19 protein-coding genes and 1 riboswitch are annotated in these 25,696 nt (G+C 68.6%); of the genes, 11 read left to right on the top strand and 8 right to left on the bottom strand.

Annotated elements, in window-relative coordinates:
• The first annotated feature begins 90 nt into the window (after positions 1-90).
• Positions 91-163: riboswitch (S-adenosyl-L-homocysteine riboswitch) on the top strand.
• Between the two features lie 91 nt (positions 164-254).
• Positions 255-1,685 (top strand): adenosylhomocysteinase, encoded by a 1,431-nt coding sequence (gene ahcY / locus D7X99_RS04420; protein ID WP_121776623.1) that lies wholly within the window; start codon positions 255-257, stop codon positions 1,683-1,685.
• Positions 1,686-1,751: 66 nt separating this feature from the next.
• Here the strand turns inward: ahcY and sthA are convergent, their stop codons facing one another.
• The 4 genes from sthA to D7X99_RS04440 all read right to left on the bottom strand — a co-directional run bounded on the left by sthA (position 1,752) and on the right by D7X99_RS04440 (position 6,126).
• Complete coding sequence (gene sthA, locus D7X99_RS04425) at positions 1,752-3,149, bottom strand: Si-specific NAD(P)(+) transhydrogenase (RefSeq protein ID WP_121776624.1); 1,398 nt, start codon at positions 3,147-3,149, stop codon at positions 1,752-1,754.
• A 92-nt stretch (positions 3,150-3,241) separates the two neighbouring features.
• On the bottom strand, positions 3,242-4,777 hold the full coding sequence (locus tag D7X99_RS04430) for a PPC domain-containing protein (protein WP_158626918.1): 1,536 nt from the start codon (positions 4,775-4,777) through the stop codon (positions 3,242-3,244).
• Positions 4,778-4,928: 151 nt separating this feature from the next.
• The gene (locus D7X99_RS04435; protein ID WP_121776626.1) at positions 4,929-5,600 is read right to left on the bottom strand and encodes a hypothetical protein; all 672 of its coding nucleotides are present in this window, start codon (positions 5,598-5,600) and stop codon (positions 4,929-4,931) included.
• Positions 5,601-5,670: 70 nt separating this feature from the next.
• Positions 5,671-6,126: an anti-sigma factor gene (locus tag D7X99_RS04440; protein ID WP_121776627.1), complete on the bottom strand. Its 456-nt coding sequence runs from the start codon at positions 6,124-6,126 to the stop codon at positions 5,671-5,673.
• A gap of 83 nt (positions 6,127-6,209) precedes the next feature.
• Between D7X99_RS04440 and D7X99_RS04445 the strand changes: the two genes are divergently transcribed.
• Positions 6,210-7,652, top strand: a complete 1,443-nt coding sequence (locus tag D7X99_RS04445) for a PLP-dependent aminotransferase family protein (RefSeq protein ID WP_121776628.1) — start codon at positions 6,210-6,212, stop codon at positions 7,650-7,652.
• A gap of 222 nt (positions 7,653-7,874) precedes the next feature.
• A complete protein-coding gene (locus D7X99_RS04450; protein ID WP_158626919.1) occupies positions 7,875-8,480 on the top strand; it encodes a DUF4328 domain-containing protein in 606 nt (201 codons plus the stop codon).
• A 5-nt stretch (positions 8,481-8,485) separates the two neighbouring features.
• Here the strand turns inward: D7X99_RS04450 and D7X99_RS04455 are convergent, their stop codons facing one another.
• The 3 genes from D7X99_RS04455 to D7X99_RS04465 are packed head-to-tail and all read right to left on the bottom strand — an operon-like array spanning position 8,486 to position 10,573.
• A complete protein-coding gene (locus D7X99_RS04455; protein ID WP_120594938.1) occupies positions 8,486-8,926 on the bottom strand; it encodes a nuclear transport factor 2 family protein in 441 nt (146 codons plus the stop codon).
• A 43-nt stretch (positions 8,927-8,969) separates the two neighbouring features.
• Positions 8,970-9,983, bottom strand: a complete 1,014-nt coding sequence (locus tag D7X99_RS04460; protein ID WP_121776630.1) for an NADP-dependent oxidoreductase — start codon at positions 9,981-9,983, stop codon at positions 8,970-8,972.
• The gene (locus D7X99_RS04465) at positions 9,980-10,573 is read right to left on the bottom strand and encodes a DUF2239 family protein (RefSeq protein WP_121776631.1); all 594 of its coding nucleotides are present in this window, start codon (positions 10,571-10,573) and stop codon (positions 9,980-9,982) included. Before D7X99_RS04465 ends, D7X99_RS04460 begins: the two co-directional genes overlap by 4 nt.
• 107 nt (positions 10,574-10,680) lie before the next feature.
• Between D7X99_RS04465 and D7X99_RS04470 the strand changes: the two genes are divergently transcribed.
• The 4 genes from D7X99_RS04470 to D7X99_RS43440 all read left to right on the top strand — a co-directional run bounded on the left by D7X99_RS04470 (position 10,681) and on the right by D7X99_RS43440 (position 15,055).
• Positions 10,681-12,198 (top strand): acetyl-CoA acetyltransferase, encoded by a 1,518-nt coding sequence (locus tag D7X99_RS04470; RefSeq protein WP_121776632.1) that lies wholly within the window; start codon positions 10,681-10,683, stop codon positions 12,196-12,198.
• 150 nt (positions 12,199-12,348) lie between these two features.
• Positions 12,349-13,134 (top strand): 1-acyl-sn-glycerol-3-phosphate acyltransferase, encoded by a 786-nt coding sequence (locus D7X99_RS04475; RefSeq protein ID WP_169831286.1) that lies wholly within the window; start codon positions 12,349-12,351, stop codon positions 13,132-13,134.
• Positions 13,135-13,520: 386 nt separating this feature from the next.
• Entirely contained in the window at positions 13,521-14,057 is a 537-nt protein-coding gene (locus D7X99_RS04480) for a DUF4833 domain-containing protein (protein WP_121776633.1), read from the top strand.
• A 167-nt stretch (positions 14,058-14,224) separates the two neighbouring features.
• Complete coding sequence (locus D7X99_RS43440; RefSeq protein ID WP_233613085.1) at positions 14,225-15,055, top strand: hypothetical protein; 831 nt, start codon at positions 14,225-14,227, stop codon at positions 15,053-15,055.
• Between the two features lie 72 nt (positions 15,056-15,127).
• On the opposite strand, the gene D7X99_RS04495 is transcribed toward D7X99_RS43440, so the two are convergent.
• Positions 15,128-16,552 (bottom strand): hypothetical protein, encoded by a 1,425-nt coding sequence (locus D7X99_RS04495; protein ID WP_121776635.1) that lies wholly within the window; start codon positions 16,550-16,552, stop codon positions 15,128-15,130.
• A gap of 392 nt (positions 16,553-16,944) precedes the next feature.
• Here D7X99_RS04495 and D7X99_RS04500 point away from each other — a divergent pair, with 392 nt between their 5' ends.
• The 4 genes from D7X99_RS04500 (at position 16,945) to D7X99_RS04515 (ending at position 25,650) form a co-directional block, all read left to right on the top strand.
• Complete coding sequence (locus D7X99_RS04500; RefSeq protein ID WP_121776636.1) at positions 16,945-17,601, top strand: hypothetical protein; 657 nt, start codon at positions 16,945-16,947, stop codon at positions 17,599-17,601.
• 200 nt (positions 17,602-17,801) lie between these two features.
• Positions 17,802-22,943 (top strand): non-ribosomal peptide synthetase, encoded by a 5,142-nt coding sequence (locus D7X99_RS04505; protein ID WP_121776637.1) that lies wholly within the window; start codon positions 17,802-17,804, stop codon positions 22,941-22,943.
• Positions 22,940-24,454: a condensation domain-containing protein gene (locus D7X99_RS04510; RefSeq protein ID WP_121776638.1), complete on the top strand. Its 1,515-nt coding sequence runs from the start codon at positions 22,940-22,942 to the stop codon at positions 24,452-24,454. Before D7X99_RS04505 ends, D7X99_RS04510 begins: the two co-directional genes overlap by 4 nt.
• Positions 24,451-25,650, top strand: a complete 1,200-nt coding sequence (locus D7X99_RS04515; protein ID WP_121776639.1) for a cytochrome P450 — start codon at positions 24,451-24,453, stop codon at positions 25,648-25,650. The genes D7X99_RS04510 and D7X99_RS04515 overlap by 4 nt, the downstream gene beginning before the upstream one ends.
• Positions 25,651-25,696: the final 46 nt, after the last annotated feature.

A 25,696-nucleotide genomic window follows, 5' to 3' on the forward strand; every position in this document is an offset into this window, starting at 1 on the left:
GCCAGGACACCTCCAGGTGCGACTTCCGCCTGCCTCCAGTGAGGCAATCTCCCTTTGAAATTCAGGGCGCCTTCCCGTAGTTTCCCCCGCGACTTCGAGGAGCGTTGCGAGGCCTTTCCGGCCCCAGGCTCGAAGCCGACTGACCCAACGGCGCTCACCTGAACGCGTTTCTTGCGAGGGTGAGGCGGCCTTTCTTTCCAGGGCCCAAGCCTCTCCCTTGCCGGCAGGCGCGCCACCTGGATCCGGAGCCACACATGACCGCGGTTACCCAGAAGCAGAATCAGGACTACGCCATCGCCGACCTCAAGCTCGCCAGCTGGGGCCGCAAGGAGATCCGCATCGCCGAGAGCGAGATGCCCGCGCTCATGGCGATCCGCGAGGAGTACGCGAAGCAGCAGCCGCTCAAGGGCGCTCGCGTCACGGGCTCGCTGCACATGACCATCCAGACGGCCGTGCTGGTGGAGACCCTCCAGGCGCTGGGCGCGCAGGTGCGCTGGGCCTCGTGCAACATCTTCTCCACGCAGGACCACGCCGCCGCCGCGCTGGTGGAGGCCGGCACCCCGGTGTTCGCCCACAAGGGCGAGTCCCTGAAGGAGTACTGGGACTTCACCCACCGCATCTTCGAGTTCGGCCCCTCCGGCAGCGACCACGAGGGTCCGAACATGATCCTCGACGACGGCGGTGACGCCACGCTGCTCATGCACCTGGGCAAGCGCGCGGAGAAGGACCTGTCCGTCATCGCCAACCCCGAGAGCGAGGAGGAGCGCGAGCTGTACGCCTCCATCAAGGCCAAGCTCGCCGAGGACGCGACCTGGTACTCGCGCAAGAGCGCCAAGATCATGGGCGTCACGGAGGAGACGACCACGGGCGTGCACCGCCTCCAGGAGATGTCCGCCAAGGGCACGCTCCTGTTCCGCGCCATCAACGTCAACGACAGCGTGACGAAGAGCAAGTTCGACAACCTCTACGGCTGCCGTGAGTCCCTGGTGGACGGCATCAAGCGCGCCACGGACGTGATGGTGGCCGGGAAGATCGCCGTCGTCGCGGGCTACGGCGACGTGGGCAAGGGCTCCGCGCAGGCCCTGCGCGCGCTGTCCGCCCAGGTGTGGGTGACGGAGATCGACCCCATCTGCGCGCTCCAGGCCGCGATGGAGGGCTACCGCGTCGTGACCATGGATTACGCCGCGGACAAGGCGGACATCTTCGTCACCGCCACGGGCAACAAGTCCGTCATCACCCATGCGCACATGGCCAAGATGAAGGACCAGGCCATCGTCTGCAACATCGGCCACTTCGACAATGAAATCGAGGTCGCCTCCCTGGAGCAGTACAAGTGGGAGGAGATCAAGCCCCAGGTCGACCACGTCATCTTCCCGGACAACAAGCGCATCATCCTGCTGGCCAAGGGCCGTCTGGTGAACCTGGGCTGCGGCACCGGTCACCCCAGCTACGTGATGTCCAGCTCCTTCGCGAACCAGACCATCGCGCAGATTGAGCTCTACTCGCACAGCGACAAGTACCAGGTGGGCAAGGTGTACGTGCTGCCCAAGCACCTGGACGAGAAGGTCGCCCGGCTCCAGCTCAAGAAGCTCAACGCCCAGCTCACCGAGCTCACCCCCGAGCAGGCGAACTACATCGGCGTGCAGAAGAGCGGCCCGTACAAGCAGGACACCTACCGCTACTAATCGCGTCCTGACGTGACACACCCGGGGCACCGTGGGCTTTCAAGCGCCCGCGGTGCCCTTCGTGTTTCAGAACAGCCGGTTGAGGCCGTTGAGCGCCGCCACGCGGTAGGCCTCCGCCATGGTGGGGTAGTTGAAGGTGGTGTTGATGAAGTAGTCGATGCCGTTGCCCGGCCAGTCCTGCGCCATGATGGCCTGGCCGATGTGGATGATTTCGGAGGCGTTGTCCCCGAAGCAGTGGATGCCGAGAATCTCTCGCGTCTCCCGGTGGAACAGCAGCTTCAGCATGCCCACGGTGCGGCCCGTGATCTGCGCGCGCGCCAGGCTCTTGAAGAACGCATGGCCGACTTCGTAGGGGATGCCCGCCTGGGTGAGCTCGCGTTCGGTGCGGCCCAGGCTGCTGATTTCGGGGCTGGTGTAGATGCCGGTGGGGATGTCCTTCACCAGCTTGTGCTCCGCCCGCCCCTCCACGATGTGCGTGGCGGCGAAGCGGCCCTGGTCATAGGACGCGCTCGCCAGCGACGGGGCGCCCACCACGTCACCCACCGCGTAGATGTGGGGCACGGACGTCTGGTAGCCGTCGTTGACCTGGATGCACCCGCGCGCATCCACCGCGATGCCCAGCGCCTCCAGCCCCAGGTCCTGGCTGTTGCCGGAGCGGCCGTTGGCCCAGAGGAAGACATCCGCCTTCAGCCGCTTGCCGCTCTTGAGCTGGAGCACCACGCTGTCGTCGTGCGGCTCCACGGAGACCATCTCCTCCTGGTGGCGGATGAGCACGCCCTGTTCGCGCAGGTGGTAGGAGAGGGCGTCCGAGATTTCGTCGTCCAGGAAGGACAGCAGCCGGTCGCGCGTGTTCACCAGGTCCACCTTCACGCCGAGCATCCGGAACATGGAGGCGTACTCGCAGCCGATGACGCCCGCGCCGTAGATGATCATCGACAGCGGGGACTCGCGCAGCTTGAGGATGGTGTCCGAGTCGAAGATGCGCGGGTGGCGGAAGTCCACGCCCGAGGGCCGGTAGGGCCTGGAGCCCGTGGCGATGACGAAGGCGTCCGCGGTGAGCAGCTCCACGGAGCCGCGCGGCTCCGTCACCTCCACCGTGTGCGCGTCCCGGAACTTCGCGCGGCCCACCACCAGCTCCACGCGGTTGCGCTCGTAGAAGGTGGTGCGCAGCTGCACCTGCTTGGACACGACGGTGGTCGCCACGCGCATCATGTCCTTGAGCGTGGTGTGCCGGGCCAGGTCCGCCCGCATCTCCGGGTGGTCCTGCTGCACGTCCATCAGCCGCTGGATGGCGTGGCGCAGGGCCTTGGAGGGGATGGTGGCGGTGTGGGTGCAGGCGCCGCCTACGAGGGCTCCCTGCTCCACGGTGCACACCTTGCGGCCGGACTTCACCGCCTTCATCGAAGCCCCTTCACCGCCGGGACCGGAGCCGAGGACCACCACGTCGAACCGCCGAGCGCTCATGGGTCCGGAGTGTTCCCCCAACCCCGGCCCCGAGGGAAGAAATCACCTCGGGGCCGGGCACTGCTTCACACATCAGTGCCTACGGGGCGTCGTCAGTAGGTCGCCTGAAGCGTCAGCCCGGCGTAGTCCGTGTAGCCCTTGATCATCACGTGGTAGACGCCCGCGACGGGGTTGCTGATGAGGCACGACTCCGTGTTGCCGCCCGTCAGGGGGCGGCAGTCGTAGACGGAGTCCTCGGGCTTCGAGCCCTGACGGACGTACAGGTCCGCGTCTCCCGTGCCGAACATCGTCTGCACGAGCAGCGAGGACTTCCCGGCCGGCACGGTGATGGTCCAGTAGCGGTACGAGTCCTTCGCGCCCGACAGGCCCGTCACCGGGACGTTGTTGTTCAGGATGCCCGTGCCCGGGTTCCCCGTGCCGCCGGTGACGTAGGCGCCGCGCAGGGAGGCGTTGGAGAGCGTTCCGGACGAGGACGCGTTGTACACGCGCACGTGCCAGACGCCCGCCGCGGGATTGGAGAGGGTGCACGTCTGGTTGTTGCTGCTGCTCGTGTTGGCCACGCAGTCATAGGAGGACAGCGTGGGCGCGCTGCCAAGCTTCGCGTAGAGGAACGCGGTGCCGCCCGAGCCACTGGTGGTGCTGAAGGTAACGCTCGAAGCCCCCGACGGGATGGTGAGCGTGTAGTCGCAGGAGAAGCCTCCGGGAGGCGCGCTCAGGCCGTACGTGGTGGTGTTGTTGTTGAGCGGGCTGGTGGACGTGCACCCCGGCTGGCCCTCCGACAGGGTGTAGGTTCCCGTGATGCTCACATTGGAGAACGACCCGGTGCCGTACAGGCGCGCCCAGTAGGTCCCGGGGGACGTCACGTTGACGGAGCAGGTCTCGGAGTTGCTGTAGAGGCTGCCCGACTTGCAGTCGTAGACCGACTCGGTGGGGGAGGCATCCCGGCGCACGAACAGGTCGGAGTTGCCGCTGCCACCGCTGGTGTTGAACGTCACCTTGGTGGCACCGGTGGGGACATACAGCTTGTAGATGCAGGACCAGTCGCCCGTGTTCGCGCTGATGCCGGTCAGGGTCACGTCCTTGGTCAGCGTGGTACTGCTGGTGCAGCCCGTCTGTCCGGAAGGCGTGGACGTCGCCTTCAGTGTCGCGCCGCTGAACGCAGAGTAGCCGTACAACTTCACGTAGTACGTGCCCACCTGCGCGCCGGTGATGGAGCAGGACTCCGTGCTGCTGGAGCCAGCGGAGCTACAGGTACTGCTCCCCGTGGTCGGCTCCGAGCCGTACTTCACATACAGGTCCACGTCGCCCGAACCGCCGGAGGTGCTGAAGGTGAGGTTGCTGTTCGCGGACGCGACGTACAGCGTGTACGTGCAGGAGTACTCCCCCGCGTTCGCGCTGATGCCGGTGACGGTCACGTTGGGGGTGAGGGCAATGCTGCTGGTGCATCCGGCCAGGGCCCGCACCCGTTCTTCCGGCGGGGGCCCCTTCTCCAGCACCGGGGCCTGTTCAGCGGCCTCGGTGGGGTTCTCCAGCTCCGTCTCAGCGCCCTGCTCCATCTCCGCGCCACAGCCCGTCAAAGCACACGTCAGCCACACGGCGGCCAGGGACTTCAATCCAATATGTTTCAAGATGTTCCTCGGTTTGTGAGAACGCTTGTCGCCAGGGGGGAGCGAAAGCTTGTCGTCCGTCCGGCCTCGGACAGTACGCAAGCTATCAAGCGTGTCTGACATTCCGCGTGAGGCCGGCCCGCACGGAGCGCGCGGGCCGGATGCGGCGTCCTCAGGGGGAGAGGAAGAGGCTCTCGCCCTGGGCCAGGCGCTTGTGGGCGGCTCGCGCGTCCAGCTTGATGAGGACCTTCGGGTCCTCGTCCGCCTGCTCCTCCGCGGAGAGGGAATTCCACTCCTCCGTGTCGAGGACCTCCGTAACGACAAGCATGCGCAGGTCGGGAGGACTCTGCGACTTGATGACCTTGCGGCCGTTCATCACGTAGTGCGTGAGATGTTTCGAGTGCAGCTGGGACGCGTCTCCAAAGAGGGTGAGCCACGCGCCAGAGCCGGAGTCGACGAGCTCCGCCTCCACCACTCCCGCCGCGTACGTCACGCTGTCCATTGAGGTCGCGACGAGCGTCTCCTTCACGCGCAGCGTGCCGGTGCAGACGAAGGTGAAGCCCACGCCAACGAAGAGGTTGCGGCAGGTGACGTCGCCGAACACGACGAGGACGCCCTCGTCCCGCCTGTCGGCTTCCACCAGCACGTTGCCTTCGACGTCCAGGTTCCCCATCACCAGCGTGTAGGCGTTGGGCGGCCGCCAGGGCGCGGCGCCCGTCTCCTTCACCTCCGCGGGCTGGGCCCAGGGCTCCTCCACGTCCAGGGTGAACAGGCCCTCGACGAACTTGCGCAGCGCTTCGGGCGCGGACTGGAGCTGGGGCGGGGCGGTGGGCCTGGGCGGCATGGGCGGGCTTCCGGTGAGGGGGTCCAGGCCTCCTCCTGCCCGGGGGCGGAGGCCGGGGCAACCGCATTCGTCACTCGATGGTTGCGAGGGCCTCCACGCCGTGCTCCTGGCACCAGCGGCGGTACGTCTCCAGCCGCTCCGCGGGGCTCACGCTCTTGAGGACCTGGCCGTCGTCGCCCAGGTATTCGATGCCGCCCTTCACGGTGATGTGCAGGACGAGGGGCTCATCGCCCACGACCTGCCAGCTGTCGATGTTGCCGGACGGCTCATAGACATACGTGCCCGGGCCAATCACCTCGCCGGTGTCGAGCAGCTGGCGGCGGCCGGAGATGTTGAAGGCGTGCGACTCGCCGACGTGGCGGTGCCGGGGGATGAGGGTGCCGGGCTCCAGGCGGAAGAGGTACATCCAGCCGCTGCCGTCGCGGAAGAAGCGCAGCGGCTTGAACGCGAGCCCGGGCCGGCCCATGGGGATCCACGGCATGCGTTCGGAGTCGACGGGGTGGGAGGCGTAGGTGGAATCGGTCATGCCGGCAGGATGGTCCGCCGCTGGCCCGGTGACAGGGCCAGGATTGACGAATTCCACTGGGCCAATCCGTGGGAGCATGCGGCATGGACTTTCACGTCGAGCTCCGGGGACGCCGGGACCTGGCCGGGCAGATCTACCGGGGGCTGCGCGCGGCCATCCTCGACGGGCGCCTGCGCCGTGGGGAGCGGTTGCCGCCCACCCGTGAGCTGGCGCTGCGCCTGGATGTGGCGCGGAACACCGTGGGTGTGGCGTATGAATGGCTCACCGCCGAGGGCCTCATCGCGGGGCGCACGCGGGCGGGGAGCTTCGTCCAGGGGGAGGCATCCCGGCCGCGTGGCAGGGCAGGGCGGGAGGCCCAGGTGCCGCTGCGCGCCCGGGCCTTCTGGCGCGCGCTGCCGGACCTGCCAGCACCGCTGGCCCCCGCCGCGTATGACTTTGGCGTGGGCAGCCCGGACGTCTCGGGCTTCCCCTTCGAGTCCTGGCGCCGGCTGGTGGCGCGCCAGCTGCGGGCCGCCACGATGCCCGGGGGCTACGTGGACGCTGCCGGGCACCGGGGGCTGCGAGAGGCGGTGGCGCGGCACGTGGGCGTCGCGCGGGGCGTACGCGCGGAGGTGGACGACGTGTTCATCACCAATGGCGCGCAGCAGGCGTTGGACCTCGTGGGCCGGGTGCTCATCGAGCCGGGGGACTGCGTCGCCATGGAGGAGCCGGGCTATCCGCCCGCGCGGCAGGTGTTCCAGTCGCTGGGCGCGCGCGTCGTGCCCGTGCCGGTGGACGCGGAGGGGCTGGACGTGGCGGCGCTGCCGGACGCCGCTCGGCTCGTCTATGTCACGCCGTCACACCAGTTCCCGCTGGGCATGCCCATGTCGCCCGCGCGCAGGGTGGCGCTGCTGGAGTGGGCGAAGCGGCGGGACGCGGTGGTGATTGAAGACGACTACGACAGCGAGTTCCGCTTTGGCGGCCGGCCCCTGGAGACGTTGCATGGGATGGACCGCTCCGGGCGGGTGCTCTACGTGGGCTCGTTCTCGAAGGTGATGGTCCCCATGCTGCGGATGGGGTTCCTCGTCGCGCCGCCGTCGCTCCAGCGGGATCTGCGGTGGGCCCGGCGCGTGATGGATTGGCACAGCCCGGTGCCGGAGCAGGCCGCACTCGCGCGGTTCATCGACAGCGGGCTGCTGGCGCGGCACATCCGCAAGATGCGGCGGGATTACGAGGCGCGGCACGCGCGCGTGGCGGAGGGGCTTTCGCGTCACTGTGGTGACTGGCTCCAGGTGGTGCCCTCCGTGGCGGGCCTGCACCTGTGCGCGACGTTCCGGCGAGGGGGTGTGGCGTTGGAGCGGGAGACGGTGGCTCGGGCCCGGGCGGTGGATGTGGGGCTCATCAGCCTGTCGCGTTACTTCGCGGGGCCACGAGCTCGGCCAGGGCTGGTGCTGGGATATGGCGGTATTCCTGCGACACGCATTCCAGAAGGCATGAAGCGGCTGGGCGCTTGTCTTTCGAAGGTGGAGGGATTGACCAGGAATTGATGAAGGAGTCTGATTTCTTTCATCATGCTCACCGCCACCGCAGGGGAAGCCGCGCCGCAGGCCGTGTGTCCAACGCATCCCAGCCGTGAGGCGGTGCGCACCTGTGTTCGTTGTGGAGGGTATGTCTGCTCCGCATGCGAACGCCAGGAGGGCCAGTGCCCCGAGTGCACGCGTCAGACCGCGCTGGAGGTGCCTGACTCACGCGCTCGTGCACTCCGGGCCGTGGTCTCCCTGCTCATCACCCTGGGGGCTTCCTTCCTGAGCCTGCTTTTCCACGTCGGGTTGTTGCTGATGGGCGAAGAGGGGGATGAAGCCCTGGAGAAGGTCACCGCGGTCGTGACTACTGTCGGCTTTCTCTCGGGCTACGGCTCGAGGGTCTACTTCTTGATGTGGTTCCACCGGGTCGTCCGCCAGCTCCAGGCCCAGGGGGCCGGTATTGGCCGCACTCCAGGCGGAGCCGTGTGGATGTGGCTGATTCCCTTCGTCAACTTCGTGAAGCCCTTCACCCTCATGAAGGATGTCGCCGAGAAGGCGGGGGGCGCGCGGTTTGCCGCGTCGCTGCACCTGGGGCTGTGGTGGGGCGTTCAGCTCCTTTTCTACGCCGTGGACACGGTCAAGCGCGTGCTGGTGAAGGTCGTCTGGAAGGAGAGCGGTGCGCCCTGGGATGCCGCCTGCGTGCTCGGCATCGTGATGGCGCTCGTCGTCGTGCTGTTGACCCTCTCCTACGTGCGGGTCGTCCGGGAGCTCCAGGCGCGGATGGACCGGCGCCGGGCTGCACTGGAGGCTGGGAACGAACCTGTTCCGGAGGATGAAGCCGTCGCCGCGTAGCCCGGCTACTTCGCCAGCCGGGTCGCGTGGCTCGCGGCGAGCTTCCACTGGCCCTCGCGGTAGACCCAGGTGTCGGTGAACTGGAAGTCGCCTTCGAACTGCGTCTTGCCGGAGTGGCCCTTGAGGGTGGTGATGCCGGTGACGACAGCGGCGTCGCCGTACAGGCGGATTTTCTGGTGGTGGTTGCGGAAGACCTCGTAGACGGGGTCCTTCTTCGCCACCTCCGCCAGGTTCTGCTCCAGGTCGGTCACCGTGCCCTTGGAGTCGGTGAGCGTGAAGCGCGCGTCCAGGCTCTTTCGCAGCGCGGCGACGTCGGCGGTCTCGAAGGCGCGGCAGAGCGCGGCCTCGACCTTGAGCAGCTCACGCTCGTCCTGCGCGGGGTCCCGGGCTTCCGCGGCGCCCGTGGCGAGGGCGAGTACGGTGGTCAGCGTGGTCTGGAGTTTCATCCGGGGCTCCGTGCGTGAGGTGGGAGGCCGCAGGCTACCGCGCTCAGACAGGGGCCGCGACGCGGACCAGCTGCTTGCCCAGGTTCCGACCCTCGAACAAGCCACGCAGGGCGGACGGCGCCTGCTCCAGTCCTTCGGCGATGGTCTCCGTCAGGGCGAGCTCCCCCCGGGCCGCCCAGGTGGACAGCTCGCGGAAGGCCTCGGGGAAGCGCGGGACGTGGTCCAGGAAGATGAAGCCCTCCATGCGCGCCCGCTGGAAGGCCAGCTGCATGTAGTTGCGAGGCGTGGCGCCGTAGTCACGGTCCTTGTAGCCGGAGGAGACCGCGCCGCAGAGCACCACGCGGGCGCGCAGCGCCAGGTGGTCCAGCGCCGCCTCCAGCACGGGCCCTCCCACGTTGTCGAAGAAGACGTCGATGCCCTTGGGCGCCAGTGCCTGGATGCGCGCCCGGACGTCCTCGGACTTGTAGTCGATGCAGGCGTCGAACCGGGCAACGCGGGTGACCCAATCGACCTTATGCTGGCCGCCCGCGATGCCGATGACGCGGCAGCCTCGGAGCCTTGCGACCTGTCCGGCGATGGAGCCCACGCTTCCAGCGGCGCCGGAGATCAGGACGGTTTCACCTGGAGCCGCGCGGGCCACGTCCGTCATGCCAATCCACGCGGTCAGCCCGCTGGCGCCGTAGAGGTTTAGCATGGCCTTGGGGTCGATGCCGTCTGGCACCTTGTTGAAGCCGAAGAGGCCCGCGTCACCGGCCAGCGCGTACTCCTGCCAGCCCGTCATGCCCGTCACCCAGTCGCCCACGGCCAGCCGTTCAGAGCGGGACGCGATGACCTGTCCGACACCCACGCCGCGCATGACCTCGCCGAGCTCGACGGGCCGGATGTAGGTCGCGTGGGGATTGAGCCACGTGCGCTGAGTGGGTTCGATGGAGAGCCAGACGACGCGCACGAGCGCTTCGCCAGGACCCGGAGTGGGCACCGGCGTCTGACGCCATTCGAAGCAGGCGTCGGAGACCTCGTCGTGGGGACGCGGCTTCAGCACCCACTGGTGGTTCATGGCGTCTCCTTGGAGAACGCGGGGGCCGCGAGCTTTCGGGCGCAGTCGCGGATGTCGTCCGGCCAGCTCCGGGTCCACTTGTTGAAGCGGGTGCGGTCGCCCGCGTAGAGCGCGCGGGCGGCCTCCTCGTAGCCCGGCGCATTGCCGGCCATCGTGGTCATGAAGCGGTCCGCGGCGGCCTGGGCGCGGCGGACACGGTCGGCGTCGCCGCTGTTCGCGCGAGCGGCCTCCACCAGCTTGCGCAGGGCCACGGATGCGCCGCCGGGTTGCTCGGACAGCCATTCCCAGTGACGGGGGAGCAGCGTCACCTCGCGGGCCACCACGCCCAGCTTCGGGCGGCCGGGGCCTCGGGGTTCCGAAGACTCGGCGGCCGGGTCGGGTGCCGGCTGGAGGCGGGCGAGTACCTCCGCCAGCGTGCCGCGCAGGTGGAAGTCCACGGTCCGGCCCGTGGCGTCGTCGAACAGAAGCAGGGATTCATGCTCGCCCGCATCGAGCGTGGCCTTGGCGGCGGTGACGACCTCGGCCGGTGAGCCGGAGGCAAGCAGGCGCTGGCCGGTGAAGGCGGTCCAGGTGACGGAAGGGGAAGGCATGGTGGGTATATTACCCGGATAGAAATGGGTGTCAATTATACCCGGGTAATATGGTTGCATTGACCGGGATGGCTGGCCGTGGGAGCAGGTCGGTCAGGAGGCGAGGCATGAAGGACGCGAACAGGATTCCCGTCATCGTGGGCGTGGGGCAGGTCAACGACCGTCCGGAGGATCCGCTGCGGGGCCTGGATTCGCTGGGCTTGATGGAGGCCGCGCTGCGGGCGGCGGACGCGGATGCGGGCGGTGGGTGGCTCTCCCGGCTGGATGCGCTGTCGGTGGTGGATCAGCTCTCGTTCCGGCAGATGGGGCCGTTGCCGCTCGCGCTGGCGGAGCGGCTGGGCGCCCGGCCGCGCATTCATGAACAGACGGCGGAGGCCAACGGGGACAGCCCGGTGCGGCTGCTCCACGAGGCCGCCAACCGCGTTGCCTCCGGTGCCGTGGAGGTCGCGGCGGTCGTGGGCGGCGAGGCCCTGCGCACGGCTGCCCGGCGCGCGGCGCTGGCTGCGGGGGATTCACCCTCCGCGCACAACGCCGCGACGAGCATCGGTGTCCAGGCTCACGCGGCCTACCGGAAGCGCTACGGCCTCAACTCTCCGGTCGACGTCTATCCCCTGTATGAGAACGCCTGCCGCGCCGCGTATGGCCAGACGCTGGCGGAGGCGCAGCGGGAGAGTGGCGAAATCTGGTCGCGGTTCTCGCAGGTCGCGGCGGGCAATCCGGGGGCATGGATCCGCGAGCCTTTGTCCGTGGAAGAGATTGTCACGCCCTCGCCGTCCAACCGGCCCATCGCGTTTCCGTATTGGAAGCGGACGGTGGCGAACAGCGCCGTCAACCAAGGCGCGGGGTTTCTTGTCACCAGCCTCGCGAATGCCCTCGCGCATGGCGTGCCGGAGGACCGCCTCGTGTACGTGGGGCGGGGCGCGGCGGCGCACGAGCCGGAGGACTTCCTCGCGCGTGATGGCTATGCAAGCTCACCGAGCATGGCCGTGTCGCTGCGCCGCACGCTGGAGTTGAATGGGCTGACCGTCGACATGCTCGACTTCGTGGAGCTCTACAGCTGCTTCCCCTGCGTGCCGAAGATGGCGCGCCGGGTGTTGGGCTGGCCGCTGGAGAAGCCCGCCACCGTGTTCGGCGGCCTCACGTTCGGCGGTGGCCCCATTGCCAACTACATGAGCCACGCGGTGGTCAGCATGGTGCAGCGGTTGCGCGAGCAGGGCCGTCATGGCCTGCTCTTTGGCAACGGCGGCTTTGCTACGCACAATCACAGCCTCGTGCTCACGCGCGAACCGCCGCCTGCTGGAACACTGCCCCAGCCCTTCGAGCATCAAGCGGAAGCGGACGCCGCGCGCGGCCCGGTCCCACCGTTCGTGGAGGACGCCACGGGCCCCGGCCGTATCGAGACGTACACGGTGCTGTACGAACGCGACGGCAGCCCGAGGTTCGGCGTCATCGTCGCGCGCGGCGCGTCCGGTGAGCGTTTCCTCGCGAAGGTCCCGGCCCACGACACCGCGGGCATCGACTTCCTGTGCGACGGGAAGGAGGAGCCTATCGGCAGTGAAGGTCACGCCGTCGCCGGACCCGGCGGGGACATCCTCTGGCACCGGGCTTCCTCCTGCAGCGTATAGGCGGGAGGGGAGACCTCAGGAGACGTGCGCCTCTTCTGGAAGGACGTCCCCACCCAGCTCAGCACGGGCGAATGGTCGCTGACGCTCGAGGTTGGCGCCGCGATGGACGCCGTCACCCACGCGACCCGCTTCGTGCACCGGGCGTCATCCATGCCCACCTACGCTGTGTGGAATCCATCCATCCATGACAGAGTGGGAGCCATCCGAATCCTCCTCTCGATCGCGTTCTGGACCTTCCTCGCGCTGTCCAGCGCGGTGTTGTTCCTTGGAGCGCTCCTGCTGTGGGCGCTCACCCGCCCGTTTGACGCGAATGGACGCGTGCTTCACCTGTACTCGTGCTTCTGGGCACAGCTGTATTTCTACGTGAACCCGATGTGGCACCTGCGGGTGGAGGGCCGCGAACGCCTGCCCTGGAAGGGCGCGGCGGTGCTGGTGGCCAACCACGAGTCGCTGGGGGACATCCTGGTCCTCTTCGGCCTCTACCGGCCTTTCAAGTGGGTCTCCAAGGCGGAGAACTTCAAGCTGCCGCTCATCGGCTGGAACATGCATCTCAACCGGTATGTGCCGCTCATCCGCGGAGACCGGGCGAGCATCATCCAGATGATGGCCGGGTGTGAGCGTTGGCTGTCGCGTGGCGTCCCCATCCTGATGTTTCCCGAAGGCACCCGCTCCAAGGATGGGGAGGTGAAGGCCTTCAAGGACGGCGCCTTCACGCTGGCCATCCAGCAGCGCTGCCCCATCATCCCCGTGGTCCTCACTGGCACCGCGCGGACCATGCCCAAGCACGGGCTGATCATCCAGCAGGCGGTCCACGCCCGGGTGCGCGTGCTGGAGCCCATCGACCCGGAGGGCTTCGCCGGGGACGTGCACGCCCTGCGCGACCACGTGCGCGATGTCATTGTCCGTGAGAAGGCGCGCATGGAAGCCGAGCGCTGAACGTCATGCAACCGGGCCGGGACACCGAGCCGTAGCCCCCACGTCCTTGAGCAGCACCCACCGCACCCGATGCGGAAAGGACGGCGTCCACTGCCGGTAGGGCACATGCGGCAGCACCCGCTCCACCAAAGGAAGGGGGAGGGGGCGAGCGATTCTGGCGCAACTGAGACTGCTCACGGCGAGTGCAAGGCTGGCCCCGGCGCGTGGGCCGCCCCAGGCCGCGGGGGGCTTCGACAGGCGGACGAGGAGGTGCTCGGAGGAGCCTGCGCCGAATTCTGTGAAAAGTGTGCCGGGCGGGTGACAGTTCCGGGGGACAGCGGTATTTCGTCCTCCCGATACGGCCTCGCGGGCGACCGCCGTCACTGCGCGATGCATGGGGGACCCCTATGTTTCCTGAATCCGGGCTCTTCAATCTCACAGCCGTCGCGCTGGCGACCGTCGCGACCCTGGCCTCTGCGGCCGGGACGCCCGTTCCAGCGCAGTCCGCCTTCTTCCTGACCCGAAGTGAGAACCGGAACCAGGTCCACTACGCCCTGCGCCTGGACGAGGCCTGCCGCCCCGTGGGGCCGAGTCCCGTGCAGGTGTACTGGCTCATGCTGGAGCGCGGGCCGTCGGAGGTGGAGGAGCTGCTGGGGGTCGAGCAACCCGTGTATGGGTTGGAGGACCCGCAGCAGGTCGAAGCCACCGCGGATGGCTGGCGGGTCCGGGTGAGCCTGAAGGCCTTTCCCTCACGCCCCATCGACATCACCACCGCGCGGGTCGACGGCAAATGCCAGGTCCAGGCGTGGACGAAGCTGGGCAACAGCGTCTCCCAATTGGAGCACGTCTTCGTGAAGACGTCCTGGCCCTTCTCGGTAGACTTCGTACGGCTGGATGGTGTTGGACCGGATGGGAAGCCGGTCCAGGAGCTGATCCGCCGGTAAGGGGACGCTGTCAGCCGTGTAGCCAAAGCCGTCACGCTTGCAGCCAGCGGTGTGACGGTTCGGGTCACAAATCCAAATGCGCACGGAGAGTGTTTGTTTTGGTATGGATATTGTAATGGGGTCGCACTCCCCGTCGGGGATTTCCCCTGCGGAAACAGGAGTGCCCCATGCGCCTGAACCTGAGCAACGGCTCCCGTCTCGTAGCCTCGGTGCTGACCCTCGTCCTTTCCGCCACTCAGTCCCGGGCGGAGACGCCGGTCTGCGTGGAGTCCAGTGGGCTGAAACACTGCGGCCTGAACGGCGCCTCGGTGAAGGAAACAGGGGAGGGCGTCCGGGTGGAGAGCCAAGACCCCTCCGTGAAGGGCGGCGTCGTCATCCACACGGAAGCGGCCACGAACTGGACGGCGGGGATGTTCATCGAGGGCGTGGGGGATGAACAGACATCCCAGACTGTCTTCTCCTCCACGTCGAAGGAGGGCAATACGAGCACGGCGACCCTGGAGCAGGTGAATGGAGAGGTTGGCTATTCGGCCGCCTTCGTCCGGGGCGGAGAGAAGTCGACCTACTCCGTGTTCATCTATCGTGACGGCGCCCTCCAGGCCTCCATGGGAGGCATCCGCAGTGGAGAGACCCTGGTCCGCTCGGTCCCGAACCCGGACCTGACGCCGACCGTGCGCCCTCTCGGTATGACCTACGATGACTGCATGCAAGGCTGCATCCGGCTCAACTGTGGTGGCATTTGCGCGCACTTGTACAACGGCGCCCAGCGCACCCTTCCCGGAGGGTCCCGTGAGTGGCAGTTCGACGTCTCCCATCCGGAGCTCCACCTGAAGGATGGGCGCGTCGTGGAAGGGGACGAGATCGTCATGCGCGAGGAGCTTCGCAAGTCGGACCGTCAGCCCCAGGCGGTGGGCGTCGAGCAGATCCAGATCCAGACCACGGCACCGGTCATCGACCTGCGTGACGAGAACGCCGCCAAGGCTTGTTTCAGCCGGTAGCGCTCCGGCGATTCAAGCTCGTACGCGCCTGCAACGATGATGCGCAGGCGCGCCCGTCCTGATGCGGGATGGCTACTTCTGGATGAACGCGGCGAAGCGCTTGTCGAGCAGGGGCGCCGCCTTGTCGACGGCGTCCCACGTGTCGTCGTCCAGCTTCGGCGCGTCGTGACCGTACTTGCCTGCGCGCTTGCCGAACACCTTGATGAGATCCTTCGTGATCCACAGGTCGTTCATGTTGTGGAACCAGCGCCACAACAGCGTCTGGAGTGCTGGCTCGTCCCTCAGATGGTTCGCCCAGAGTCCCCGAGGCATGGCCTGCTTCACCAGCTCCGACCCCTGGGCCTCCCGCCGCGCGATTCGGGTCAGCAGCGCCGGGTGTGCTGGAAACCGTGAAGTGTCCAGCAGCCCGCGCGTCACCGCGTAGCCGACGAAGAGCCCCGTGGTGACATCCGGATATCGGGCGAGATCCCCCGAGCCCCTCACCGTCAGGGTGACGGAGACGGAATCATCGAACTCGACTTCGAGCTCCAGGTACCCAGCGCTGTCGAGCGCATGGACCCAGTAGGCGACGGTGGGCTCGTCCTCATCCGTGAAGCCTGCTCGGCGGCCGGTAGGCGGCCCCAGCACCTTCGAGACCTCCTCCTCCGACTTCGCCTTCCAAGGCACGCCCAGGACGTTTTCGCCTATCGCCGGCCGTACCCACGCGGTGGAGACGTAGGGGATGAAGCTCCTGGCGGTCTTCGGAATCGGCGGGAAGGCGTCGTGCAGGATGTCGTGTGACAGGACCAGCTCGACGCCGTGCTTGGGCGCGGAGACGTTGACCGAGTCGTTGTTCTCGCTCGTCGAGGCCGGAAGCTTCTTGCCGAGCACCTCCGTCACGTAGGCGATGACCTCGGGAGAATCCCCGCGACGCCCGAGCACCGACGCCACCTGTCGTGTCTTCGGACCGAGCTTCGCCATCACCTCGGTGGGCGTGAAGGTGGGCGCGGAGGCCGGCTGCTGCGTCGCGCTGGCCTTAGCGTCGCCGTCGAGCCAGGCGGAGAAGTCGAACTCCTTCGCCTTGGGCGCCTTGACCTTGTGCTTCTTCAACCATGCGGCCAGGGCCTCGCGTCCGGACCCGGCCTCCTCGTCGTCGAGCTCGCTGATGTCCGTCTCGCCCTGGGACCACAGGGCGAGGAACTCCTCCAGGCTGTTCGCGACGGTCCGCGTCTCGCCCTCGGAGCCGAGCAGCGCCACGGCGGCCGGGGCCTTCCCGCCGGGCTTCACCAGCAGGAGCAGCGAGCCATCCGGGAGGTGCAGGAACGAGAAGGCGGAGGCGCGAAGACGGTCCGCCTTCGCCGGGTCCCACTCCTCGGGAACGGCCTCGGCCAGTAGCCCATCGAACCAACCCAGGGTTCCATGGGCTTGCGTGCCCACCCACTCGCCGACTTTCTGGAGCAGCGGTGGGACCTCATGACCTTCAGGCGCGGCGGACAGGTTCACGGAGTACTTCGGCATGGGTGGTCGGTTCAGCCTCCTGGTCCGAATCATAGGACGCCTCCCGCCGGCACAGCGCCGCGGAGTCCTCAGCGGCCAACGCATGCCCACGAAGAACCCTGATGACACTCCTCTGCGCTGGTGAGGTGCGGATGCAACTGTGTACGAGAGTGTCGGTCAGGGTTTGCAGGGGAATCGTGATGTAAGGGGGAACCCATATGTGGCGGGATTCGCTATGAATCCGGGGCCGTGTGTGGCGATTCCTGTTACAGCCTGCCGGCCCGCGGAGGCGGCGGCGTCTGGGACGGGCGCATGAGCTGTGATTGGCATCCGCGGTGCACAGGTCGCGGAATGACGAGAGGCGTTCCCACGGAACGCCTTTCCCTTCTCGTCATTCCCCACTGGGTGCCCTCATGACTCGAAAGTTCGTCCAGGCTTTCTCCCTTGTCGCGGCGCTGGTCCTGACCTCCACCACGGCCATCGCCGGTGAGCGGTTGGCGGCGTACATGCCGCGCCTCGACGCCCCGAAGGCTCCCACGCTGGAGTGCACGGACCCCCGGGCGCAGTTGCATGAAGCGGCCAAGAGGGCTGGCGTGAACGTCAACCCGGAAGAGACCGTCACTGTGTCGAAGGACGGCATGACGTTCGCCGGCAGCAGCATCGCCGGCTTCGAGCAGGTCCCCGCCACCGCGCTGCCCGGAGGCGTGGACTTCGGCTTCACCTACCTGGACGCGCCGCAGGCAGGCATCCCCGCCGGCTACTACAAGCTGCGCGCACGTGCGGCCGCCGAGGACATCCAGGTGGGCGAGTACCGCGGAGAGGTGGACGTCATCGACGCGTCCGGGAAGGCCGTGGCCCGCCTGCCCGCCACCATGCAGACCGTCTCCACGGAGGTCCCGAACCCGCTGCCCTTCGCGCGCACCACGGTGGACGCGCAGTTCCGGCAGACGAACTTCATGGGTGGGCGGCCTGACCAGATGACCCGCTATCACCACTCGCTGATCATCATCTACCACTGCCCCAACGGCACCACGATCATCATCTTCATCGACTACTGGGATTGGTACTGAGCCGCCCTTCGCGGCCCGTCTGAATGAGTGAGCCCCGGCCCCGGAGGCGCGAATCCCACGCGCCTTCGGGGCCGACTCATGCCCTCATGGGGACACCGCGACGCATCTTCGCGTGCTAGAGGTCCGGGGCACCGGGCTGCCGGGCGGTGAGTCTCCGCGCGGAGAGCCAAGGTGAAAGTCATTGCCTGAGGAGCCCTCGCTTGACCTCCGCGCCCCCTTCCTCCCGCGTCACCGGAACCGAATACGAACGCCTGCTGGCCAGCCTGCGGCGCAAGAGCACCTGGGCGCTGGAAGGCCGGAACACAGCGGTGGCGCGGGAGGGCGGGGACGTGGCCGCGCGTGTCCCGGACTCCCGGGTCGACCACGGTCCATGGCGCTCGGTGGTGGACGTCATCGCGGAGCAATGCCGGATGCACGCGGACCGCGTGGCGCTCTCGGACGGGACCACTGAAACAACCTATGCGCGACTGGACGCGCGCACCCGTGCCCTGGCCTCGAACCTGCGGGCCCGGGGCCTTGGACGGGGTGACGTGGTCACGCTCGTGCTGGACCGGGGCCCCGCTTTCGTGGAGTTCGCGCTCGCGGTCTGGAGGGTGGGCGCGGCCTACCTTCCGCTGTCGCCATCGCATCCGCGGGCCTGGCGGGAGGACATCGTTCGCAGGGTCGGTGCGGCGCTCGTGGTCGGCTTCTCGCCGGACAGCGCGGTGCCAGAGGTCCCCTTCCTGGATGCAGGGGCCGAAGCGGGCTCCGTCGCGTCTCAGGATGACGACGCGGTGCTCGTTCCGGAGGACCTCGCGTACATCATCTGCACGTCCGGTTCGACGGGTGAGCCCAAGCTGGTGATGAGCGAGCATCGCGGGGTCGCCAACCTCCTGCACGCCCAGCGCGACTTCCTGGGCGCGTTGGGGCCGGACACGCGCGCGCTCCAGTTCTTCCACCCGTCGTTCGACGCGTCCCTGTTCGACGTCCTGCTGGCGCTGCCCAACGGCGGGCGGCTGGAGACCCTGGATGCGGCACAGCTCTCCGGTGAGCCGCTGGCCCAGGTGCTGGTGCGCCGGCGCATCACCCACGCGGTGCTGCCCGCTACGGTCCTGCGCACGCTGCGACCGGGCGGTTTCCCCGACCTCCAGATGCTGATGAGCGTGGGGGACGTGTGCTTGCCGGAGACCGTGCGGCAGTGGGGCTCGCAGCACCGCTTCATCAACGGCTATGGCCCCACGGAGGTGACGGTGGCCAGCACGCTCCAGGCCGTGCGCTCCGTGGACGGCGAGCGCGTGCCCATTGGCCGCCCCATCTCGAACTACCACGTGGTCCTGCTCGATGAGCACCTGCACCCCGTCCCCGACGGAGTCCCGGGTGAGCTGTGCTTCGGAGGCGACGGGGTTGGACGTGGTTACCTGGGCCTGCCGGGCCTCACCGCCGAGCGGTTCATTCCGGATGCGTTCGGCCCGCTGCCGGGAGGACGGCTGTACCGCAGCGGCGACCTGGGCCGGTGGCTGCCGGACGGCACGCTGGAGTTCCTGGGCCGCCGCGATGACCAGGTGAAGATCCGCGGCGCGCGAATCGAACTGGGCCAGGTGGAGGCGGCCCTGGCCGCGCTGCCGGACGTGCGGGACGCGGTGGCGCTCGTCGACGGCACGGGGGAGCGTCTGCTGGGCTACGTGATGCCGGTCGCCGGAGCGGTGCTGTCAGGCGACGCGGTGCGCGCGGAGCTGCGCCGCCGGCTGCCCGGCTATCTGGTGCCGGACGTGATGGTGGTGGTGGACGCGTGGCCGCTGAACACGAGCGGCAAGGTGGACCGGGCCCGGCTGCCCCGCCCCCAGCGGATGGAGCGGACCGGCTACCAGCCGCCGGAATCCCCCGCCGAAGAGGCCCTGGCGGCCATCGCGGCGGCGCTGCTCGGGATGGAGCGGGTGGGGCGGCATGACGACCTGTTCGAACTGGGCGGACACTCGCTGTTCGCGACCCAGCTTGTCGCCCGGGTGCGCCGCGTCCTGGGCGCGCAGCTGGAGTTGAGCGCGGTGCTCCAGTCGCCCACGGTCGCTCAACTCGCGGCCGGCTTGAAGCAAGGGCAGGGTGGGGTGGACCTGGGCCCTCGCGGAGGCGAGGCCGGTGCCGCCATCGCTCCGTCGTTTGGCCAGGAGCGCGTGTGGTTGATGCACAAGCTCAACCCGGACGCGCGGGCCTACCACACGCAAGCCGTCTTCCGGCTGGCGGGGGCCCTGGACATCGCCGCGCTGCACGCGAGCCTCACGGACATCGTCCGCCGCCACGACGTGATGCGCACCCGCTTCCCCGAGGTGGATGGGGAGCTGCGCTGCGAACTGGAGGCGCCCTGGGCGGTGGAGGTGCCGCTCCAGGACTTCAGCGGCGTGGGTGAGGACGTGCTGGAAGCCCGGGTGGGCGAGGCGGTTCGCGAGGCGGTCCAGACGCACTTCGTGTTGGCGGAGGGCCGGCCGTTCCGCTGGCGGCTCCTGAAGGTGGGCGAAGAAGAGCACCTCTTCGTGCACGTCGAGCACCACGTGGTGCATGACGGCTGGTCGTTCAACGTCTTCGTCCGCGAGCTGCTCAACGGCTACGCCGACCACGTGCGCCACGGACAGGTGCGCCGCCCTCCGCTGTCCGTGCAGTACTACGACTACGCGCGTTGGCAGCGGGAGTGGGTGGGCACGGAGGCCGCGAACGCGCAGCGCCGCTTCTGGCGCAAGGCCCTGGAGGGCGCGCAGACGCAGCTCCAGCTCCCGCGCCGTGCGTTGTCCGGGACCCGGCGCTTCCGTGGGGTGGCGCCTCGGATGGAGCTGGACGCGGAGCTCGCGCGCCGGTTGCAGGACCTGGCGGACCGCAACCACACGTCCCTCTTCACCACGCTCCTCGCGGCGTTCTTCGTGCTGTTGCACCGCTACACCGGCTCGCGGGACCTCCTCGTCGGAACCGCGGTGGCGAACCGGCGCTGGCAGGACACGGAGAGCCTGCTGGGCATGCTCGTCAACACGGTGGTGCTGCGCGGCCAGCTGCACGAGGACCCCACCTTCACGGAGTTCCTGGCGCGGGTGCGGCGCAACACGCTGGAGGTCTTCGACCACCAGGAGCTGCCGTACGAGCACATCTTCGCGGAGTCACCCGCGCGGCTTCAGGGCGGGCTCAATCCGTTGATCCAGACGATGTTCAACTTCCATGACTCGTCGGTGGGCTCGCTCGACGCGTCCCCGCTCGACGTCACCATCGTCGAGGGCCTGAGCAACGGCTCCGCCAAGTTCGAGCTGTCCGTCGTCGCGGTGCCCCTCTACGCCGAACCGGGACACATCAGCCGGTTCGCCGGGGACCTGGTGACCATTCCCCGCTCCGACAGCACCGTGCGCTCCAGTCCCCGGGCCTCCTTGAGCGGCATCCTGCTCTCGTGGGAGTTCGACTCCGACCTCTTCGAGGACTTCTTCGTCACCGGCATGCTGTCCGCGTACCAGCAGCTGCTGCGCTCCATCACCGCCGCGCCGGATACCCGCGTGTCCCGACTGGCCTTGATGAGCGAAGCGCAACAGCGCGCGCTCGTCAGCGTGGGCGCCAGGAAGGAGGCTCCCACGTATCAGGTGCATGACCTGCTGGCCCAATGGACCCGGCTCTCGCCCGACGCTCCGGCGGTGAAGGCGGGTGCTTCCGTGCTGACGTACGAAGCACTGACGCGCCGGGCGGAGACCCTGGCGCACCACCTGCGAGGCCTGGGCGTCCGCCAGGGGTCGCTGGTGGCGGTGTGCACCCACCGCTCGGCGGAGCTGGTCGTGGCCCAGCTGGGAAGCCTCATGGCGGGGGCGGCCTTCCTCTCGTTGGATCCGAAGGCGCCGCCGGCCTACCTGGAGTCGCTCGTCCAGGACGCCGGGGCCCACGCCCTGGTCACCACGGCGGCGCTGTCGGACCGGCTCACCTGCCTCCCCATCGTCGTGCTGGACGACCTTCCCCCGAAGTCCGGTCCGCCGTTGCCTGCGGGGAGTCCGTCGGACCTGGCCTACGTCCTCTACACCTCCGGTTCGACGGGCAAGCCCAAGGGCGTTCAAATCGAACACCGCTCGGTCGTGTCGCTCCTGCACCGGACGGCCTTGGCCGAGGACCTGAAACCGGGCAAGACGATGCTGGCGATGGCGTCGGTCTCCTTCGATGTCTCGGTGCTGGAGGTCTGGGGGGCGCTGTTGAACGGCGCCGCGGTCCACTTCCTGCCGCCGGTCTGGGACGTGCCCACGCTGGCCCGGTGCCTCATCGAGGAGCGCATCACGCATGCGGTGATTCCTCCCGTGGTGTTGCCCCGGTTGGCAGCGGAGGCCCCAGAGTCCTTCGCCGCGCTGGACCGGGTGATGGTGGGCGGGGAGGCCTTTCCTCCGGAGGCGTTCCGCACGCTTCAGCGAGCGGGCTTCACGAAGCTGACGAACGCCTATGGCCCCACCGAGGCCACCGTCATGGCCAGCGCCTACAAGCTCGACGAAGGGCATGATCCCGAGTCCACGAACGTGCCCATTGGCCGGGCGCTGTTCAATGCCCACGTCGTCGTGCTCGACGCATCCGGGCAGGTGGCGCCGCCGGGCGCCGTGGGGGAGATCTGCATCGGAGGGGACGGTCTCGCGCGGGGGTACCGGGGCAGGCCGGAGCTCACCGCGGATCGGTTCGTGCCGGATCCGCTCGCGGCGCATCCTGGCGGGCGGCTCTACCGCAGCGGAGACCTGGGCCGGTGGCTTCCGGGGGGCATCATCGAGTTCCTGGGTCGCCGCGATGAGCAGGTGAAGGTCCGGGGCTTCCGGGTGGAGCTGGCGGAGGTGCGCGCCGCCCTGGCCGAACATCCCGGCGTGGCGGACACCCTCGCGGTCATCGACTCGCGCGCGGAGGAGCCCCGCCTCGTGGGCTATGTGGTGGCCGAGCCGGGAGTCGCGGTGGCCGCGCAGGCCGTGCGCGAGGACCTGGCGCGCAGGCTGCCAGGACACCTCGTGCCCTCGGAGGTGGTGGTCCTGGAGGCGTGGCCGTTGACCCCGCACGGAAAGGTGGACCGCTCCCTGCTGCCCACTACGACCCCACGGAGTCTGGAAGCGCCCTTCACTGCGCCCAGGACCGAAACCGAGGTCCGCATCGCGGCGGTGGTCGCGGAGTTGCTGGGCGTGATCCGGGTGGATGTCCACGAGAGCCTGCTCGCGCTGGGCATGCATTCCTTGCAGGCGATGCGGCTGGCCTCGCGGCTGAGTCGGATGATGGGGCGCGAGGTCGGGCTCGCGACCATCCTCATGGGACCCACCGTCGCGCAGCTGGCCGCCGCGCTCACCGTGGCGCCGGTCGCCTCCACCACCATCAAGCGATTGCCGCGCGCATGACGACCGCGTTCCCGATGTCCTTCGCCCAGCAGCGGTTGTGCTTCCTGCACCGGATGGATCCCACCGGCGCGGCCCACGCCACGGTCCGCTGCCACCGTGTGGCGGGGCCGCTGGAACTGCGAGCCCTGCGGGAGGCCCTGGACGTGCTGGTGGCCCGGCACGAACCGCTGCGGACCGTCTTCCCCCTGGGTACGCAGCAGCACCTCTCGCCGCATGGGCAGGCATCTCTCCACGTCGTGGACGTGGCGACCGAAGCCGAGGCCCTGCGCCACGCGCAAGCAGAGGCGGCCCGTCCGTTCGACGTGGAGCACGGACCGCTGCTGCGGCTCACCGTGCTCCGGCTGGAGCCCGGGACGCACTGGCTTGTCTTCGCGCTGCACCTGCTCGTGGCGGACGGCGGGTCGCTTCAGGTCTTCTCCGAGGACCTGGCCCTCGCCTACCGCGCGGCGGTCCTGGGCGAACCCACGGGCCTGTCCGAGCTGCCCGTGCAGTACGTGGACTGGTCCGCGTGGCAGCGCGAACAGCTCACCGCTTCACGGCGCGAGTCCCTGTCGCGCTGGTGGCGTGAGCGGCTGTCCGGCGTCCCCCTCTTCCTGGACCTCGTCGCCCCGCGTCCCGCGCTGGGCCAGGGACGCCGTGCGCATCGCGTGCTGCCCGCCACCATTGTCCGGTCCGTGCACTCCCTCGCGAGCGCTGAACGTCAGACGGTGTTCACGGTGCTGGCCGCCGCGTGTGGCGTCGTGCTCGGTCAGCGTGCGGGCCGTGAGCGGGTGTTGCTGGGGCTGGCCGTGGCCAACCGGGACCTGCCCGAGGTCGAGCGCGTGCTCGGGTTCTTCGTCAACACCGTCGTGCTGGAGGTGGACCTGCGCGGCGACCCCGACTTCCGCCAGCTGCTCACGAGGGTGGCCGCTTCCAGCGCGGATGCATACGCACACAAGGACCTGCCCTTCGAGCAGCTCGTGGAGGACCTGTCGCCTCCCAGGGACCCCACGCGGTCTCCCGTGGTCCAGGTGAACTTCGCCTACCATCCGCCCCACACGGCGGGAGCGCTGGCCCTGCACGGCTGTGAGGTGACGGAGTTGCTGTTGGATCTCCCCTCCGCGAAGTTCGAGCTCACCCTGCGGGTCGAGGAGCGCTCCGATGGCCTGTGCACGGTGTGGGCCGAATTCGATGAGAGTCTTTTCGACCTCGCGTTCATCCAAGGTCTGCTGGAGGCCTACGAAGAGGTCCTGGGGACCTTGAGCCCCGACGCACGCGTGACGAGCCTGCGTCCGCCCCGGACCGCGACGGAGGCACACCTGGCCCGCATCTTCGCCGACGTGCTGAAGGTCGCTTCGGTCGGCCCGTACGACGACTTCTTCCGGCTCGGCGGCCATTCCCTTCAGTTGATTGAAATCGCGGCCCGGGTCCGGACCGAGCTGGACCGGGACCTGGGATTGCGTGAGCTGTATCAGCATCCCACCGTGGCGGGCGCCGCCGCCCTGCTGACACGAACAGGAGCCTCCCGATGAGCAATCCCTATCCGTTTCCCAAGGACTGGCAGCATCCGTTGGAGCCTCCCGCCGACTACAAACGGTTGAGGCAGGAGGCCCCGGTGTGTCCGGTCCGGCTGTTCAACGGCAACACGGCATGGTTGATCAGTCGCTATCAGGACGTGCTCGCGGTCCTGAGCGATACCCGGATGGTCCTGGACTCCACGCTGCCAGGGTTCCCGCACATCTCCGCCTCCTCGGCGGCCCGGCAGGAGCGGACCCTGCCTTTCTTCTTTCGCCCGGACGCGGAGTACCGGGTGCAGCGGGCCATGCTCGTGCAGGAGTTCCTGCCCCGGCGGATGGAGGCCCTGCGGCCGCGAATCCAGCGCACCGTGGATGAGGCGCTCGACGCGATGCTGGCGGGCCCGCATCCGGTGGACCTGATGGCCGCGTTCGCGCTGCCCGTCGCCATCCGCGTCATCTGCGACCTGCTCGGGGTGCCCCATGACGGCGCGGAGCGCCTGCACGTCCTCAGTCGGACCATCGGCTCGCGGGCCTCGTCGCGCGAGGAGGCGACGGCGGCGCTGGCCGGACTGGATGAGGTCTTCCTGGCGCTGGTGGAGGCGAACCTGCGTGAGCCCACGGACACGCTCATCGGTCGCGTCGTGTCCGAGCAGGTGGCGACGGGCAAGCTGAGCGCCCCGGATGCCGCCGCCATGTTCCATGCGCTGTTCTACGCGGGCCACGGGCCGCCCGCGTACATGTTCGGCCTGGGCACGCTGGCGCTGCTGCTCGACCCGGAGCAGCTGGCGAAGTTCCGCGCGATGGAGGACCCGGCGGCCATCACCGCGGCCGTCCAGGAGCTCCTGCGCTTCGTCAACGTCTCGCACCTGGGCCGGCAACGCGTCGCCACGGTGGACGTCACCATTGGAGGCCAGCTCATCCGCGCCGGTGAAGGCATCCTCGCCCAGCCGGATTCAGCCAACCGCGACGAGACGGTCTTCGAGGATCCGGACCGGCTGGACCTCCAGCGCGAGGTGCACCGTCACTTCGCCTTCGGCCATGGCATCCACCTGTGCACGGGACGGGCGCTGTCGCTCATCGAGTTCGAGGTGGTCTTCAAGACGCTCTTCCAGCGCATCCCCACGCTGCGGCTGGCCGTGCCACCGGAGGAGATCCGCTTCAAGAAGGATGAGAACCTGCTCGGCGTGCACGAGCTGCCCGTCACCTGGTAGTCCGGCGCATCAGAAGGAGAGCTGAGGGATCCCCTCATTTGAATCA

This window comes from Corallococcus sp. AB032C (assembly GCF_003668935.1).
GTDB lineage: Bacteria > Myxococcota > Myxococcia > Myxococcales > Myxococcaceae > Corallococcus > Corallococcus exiguus.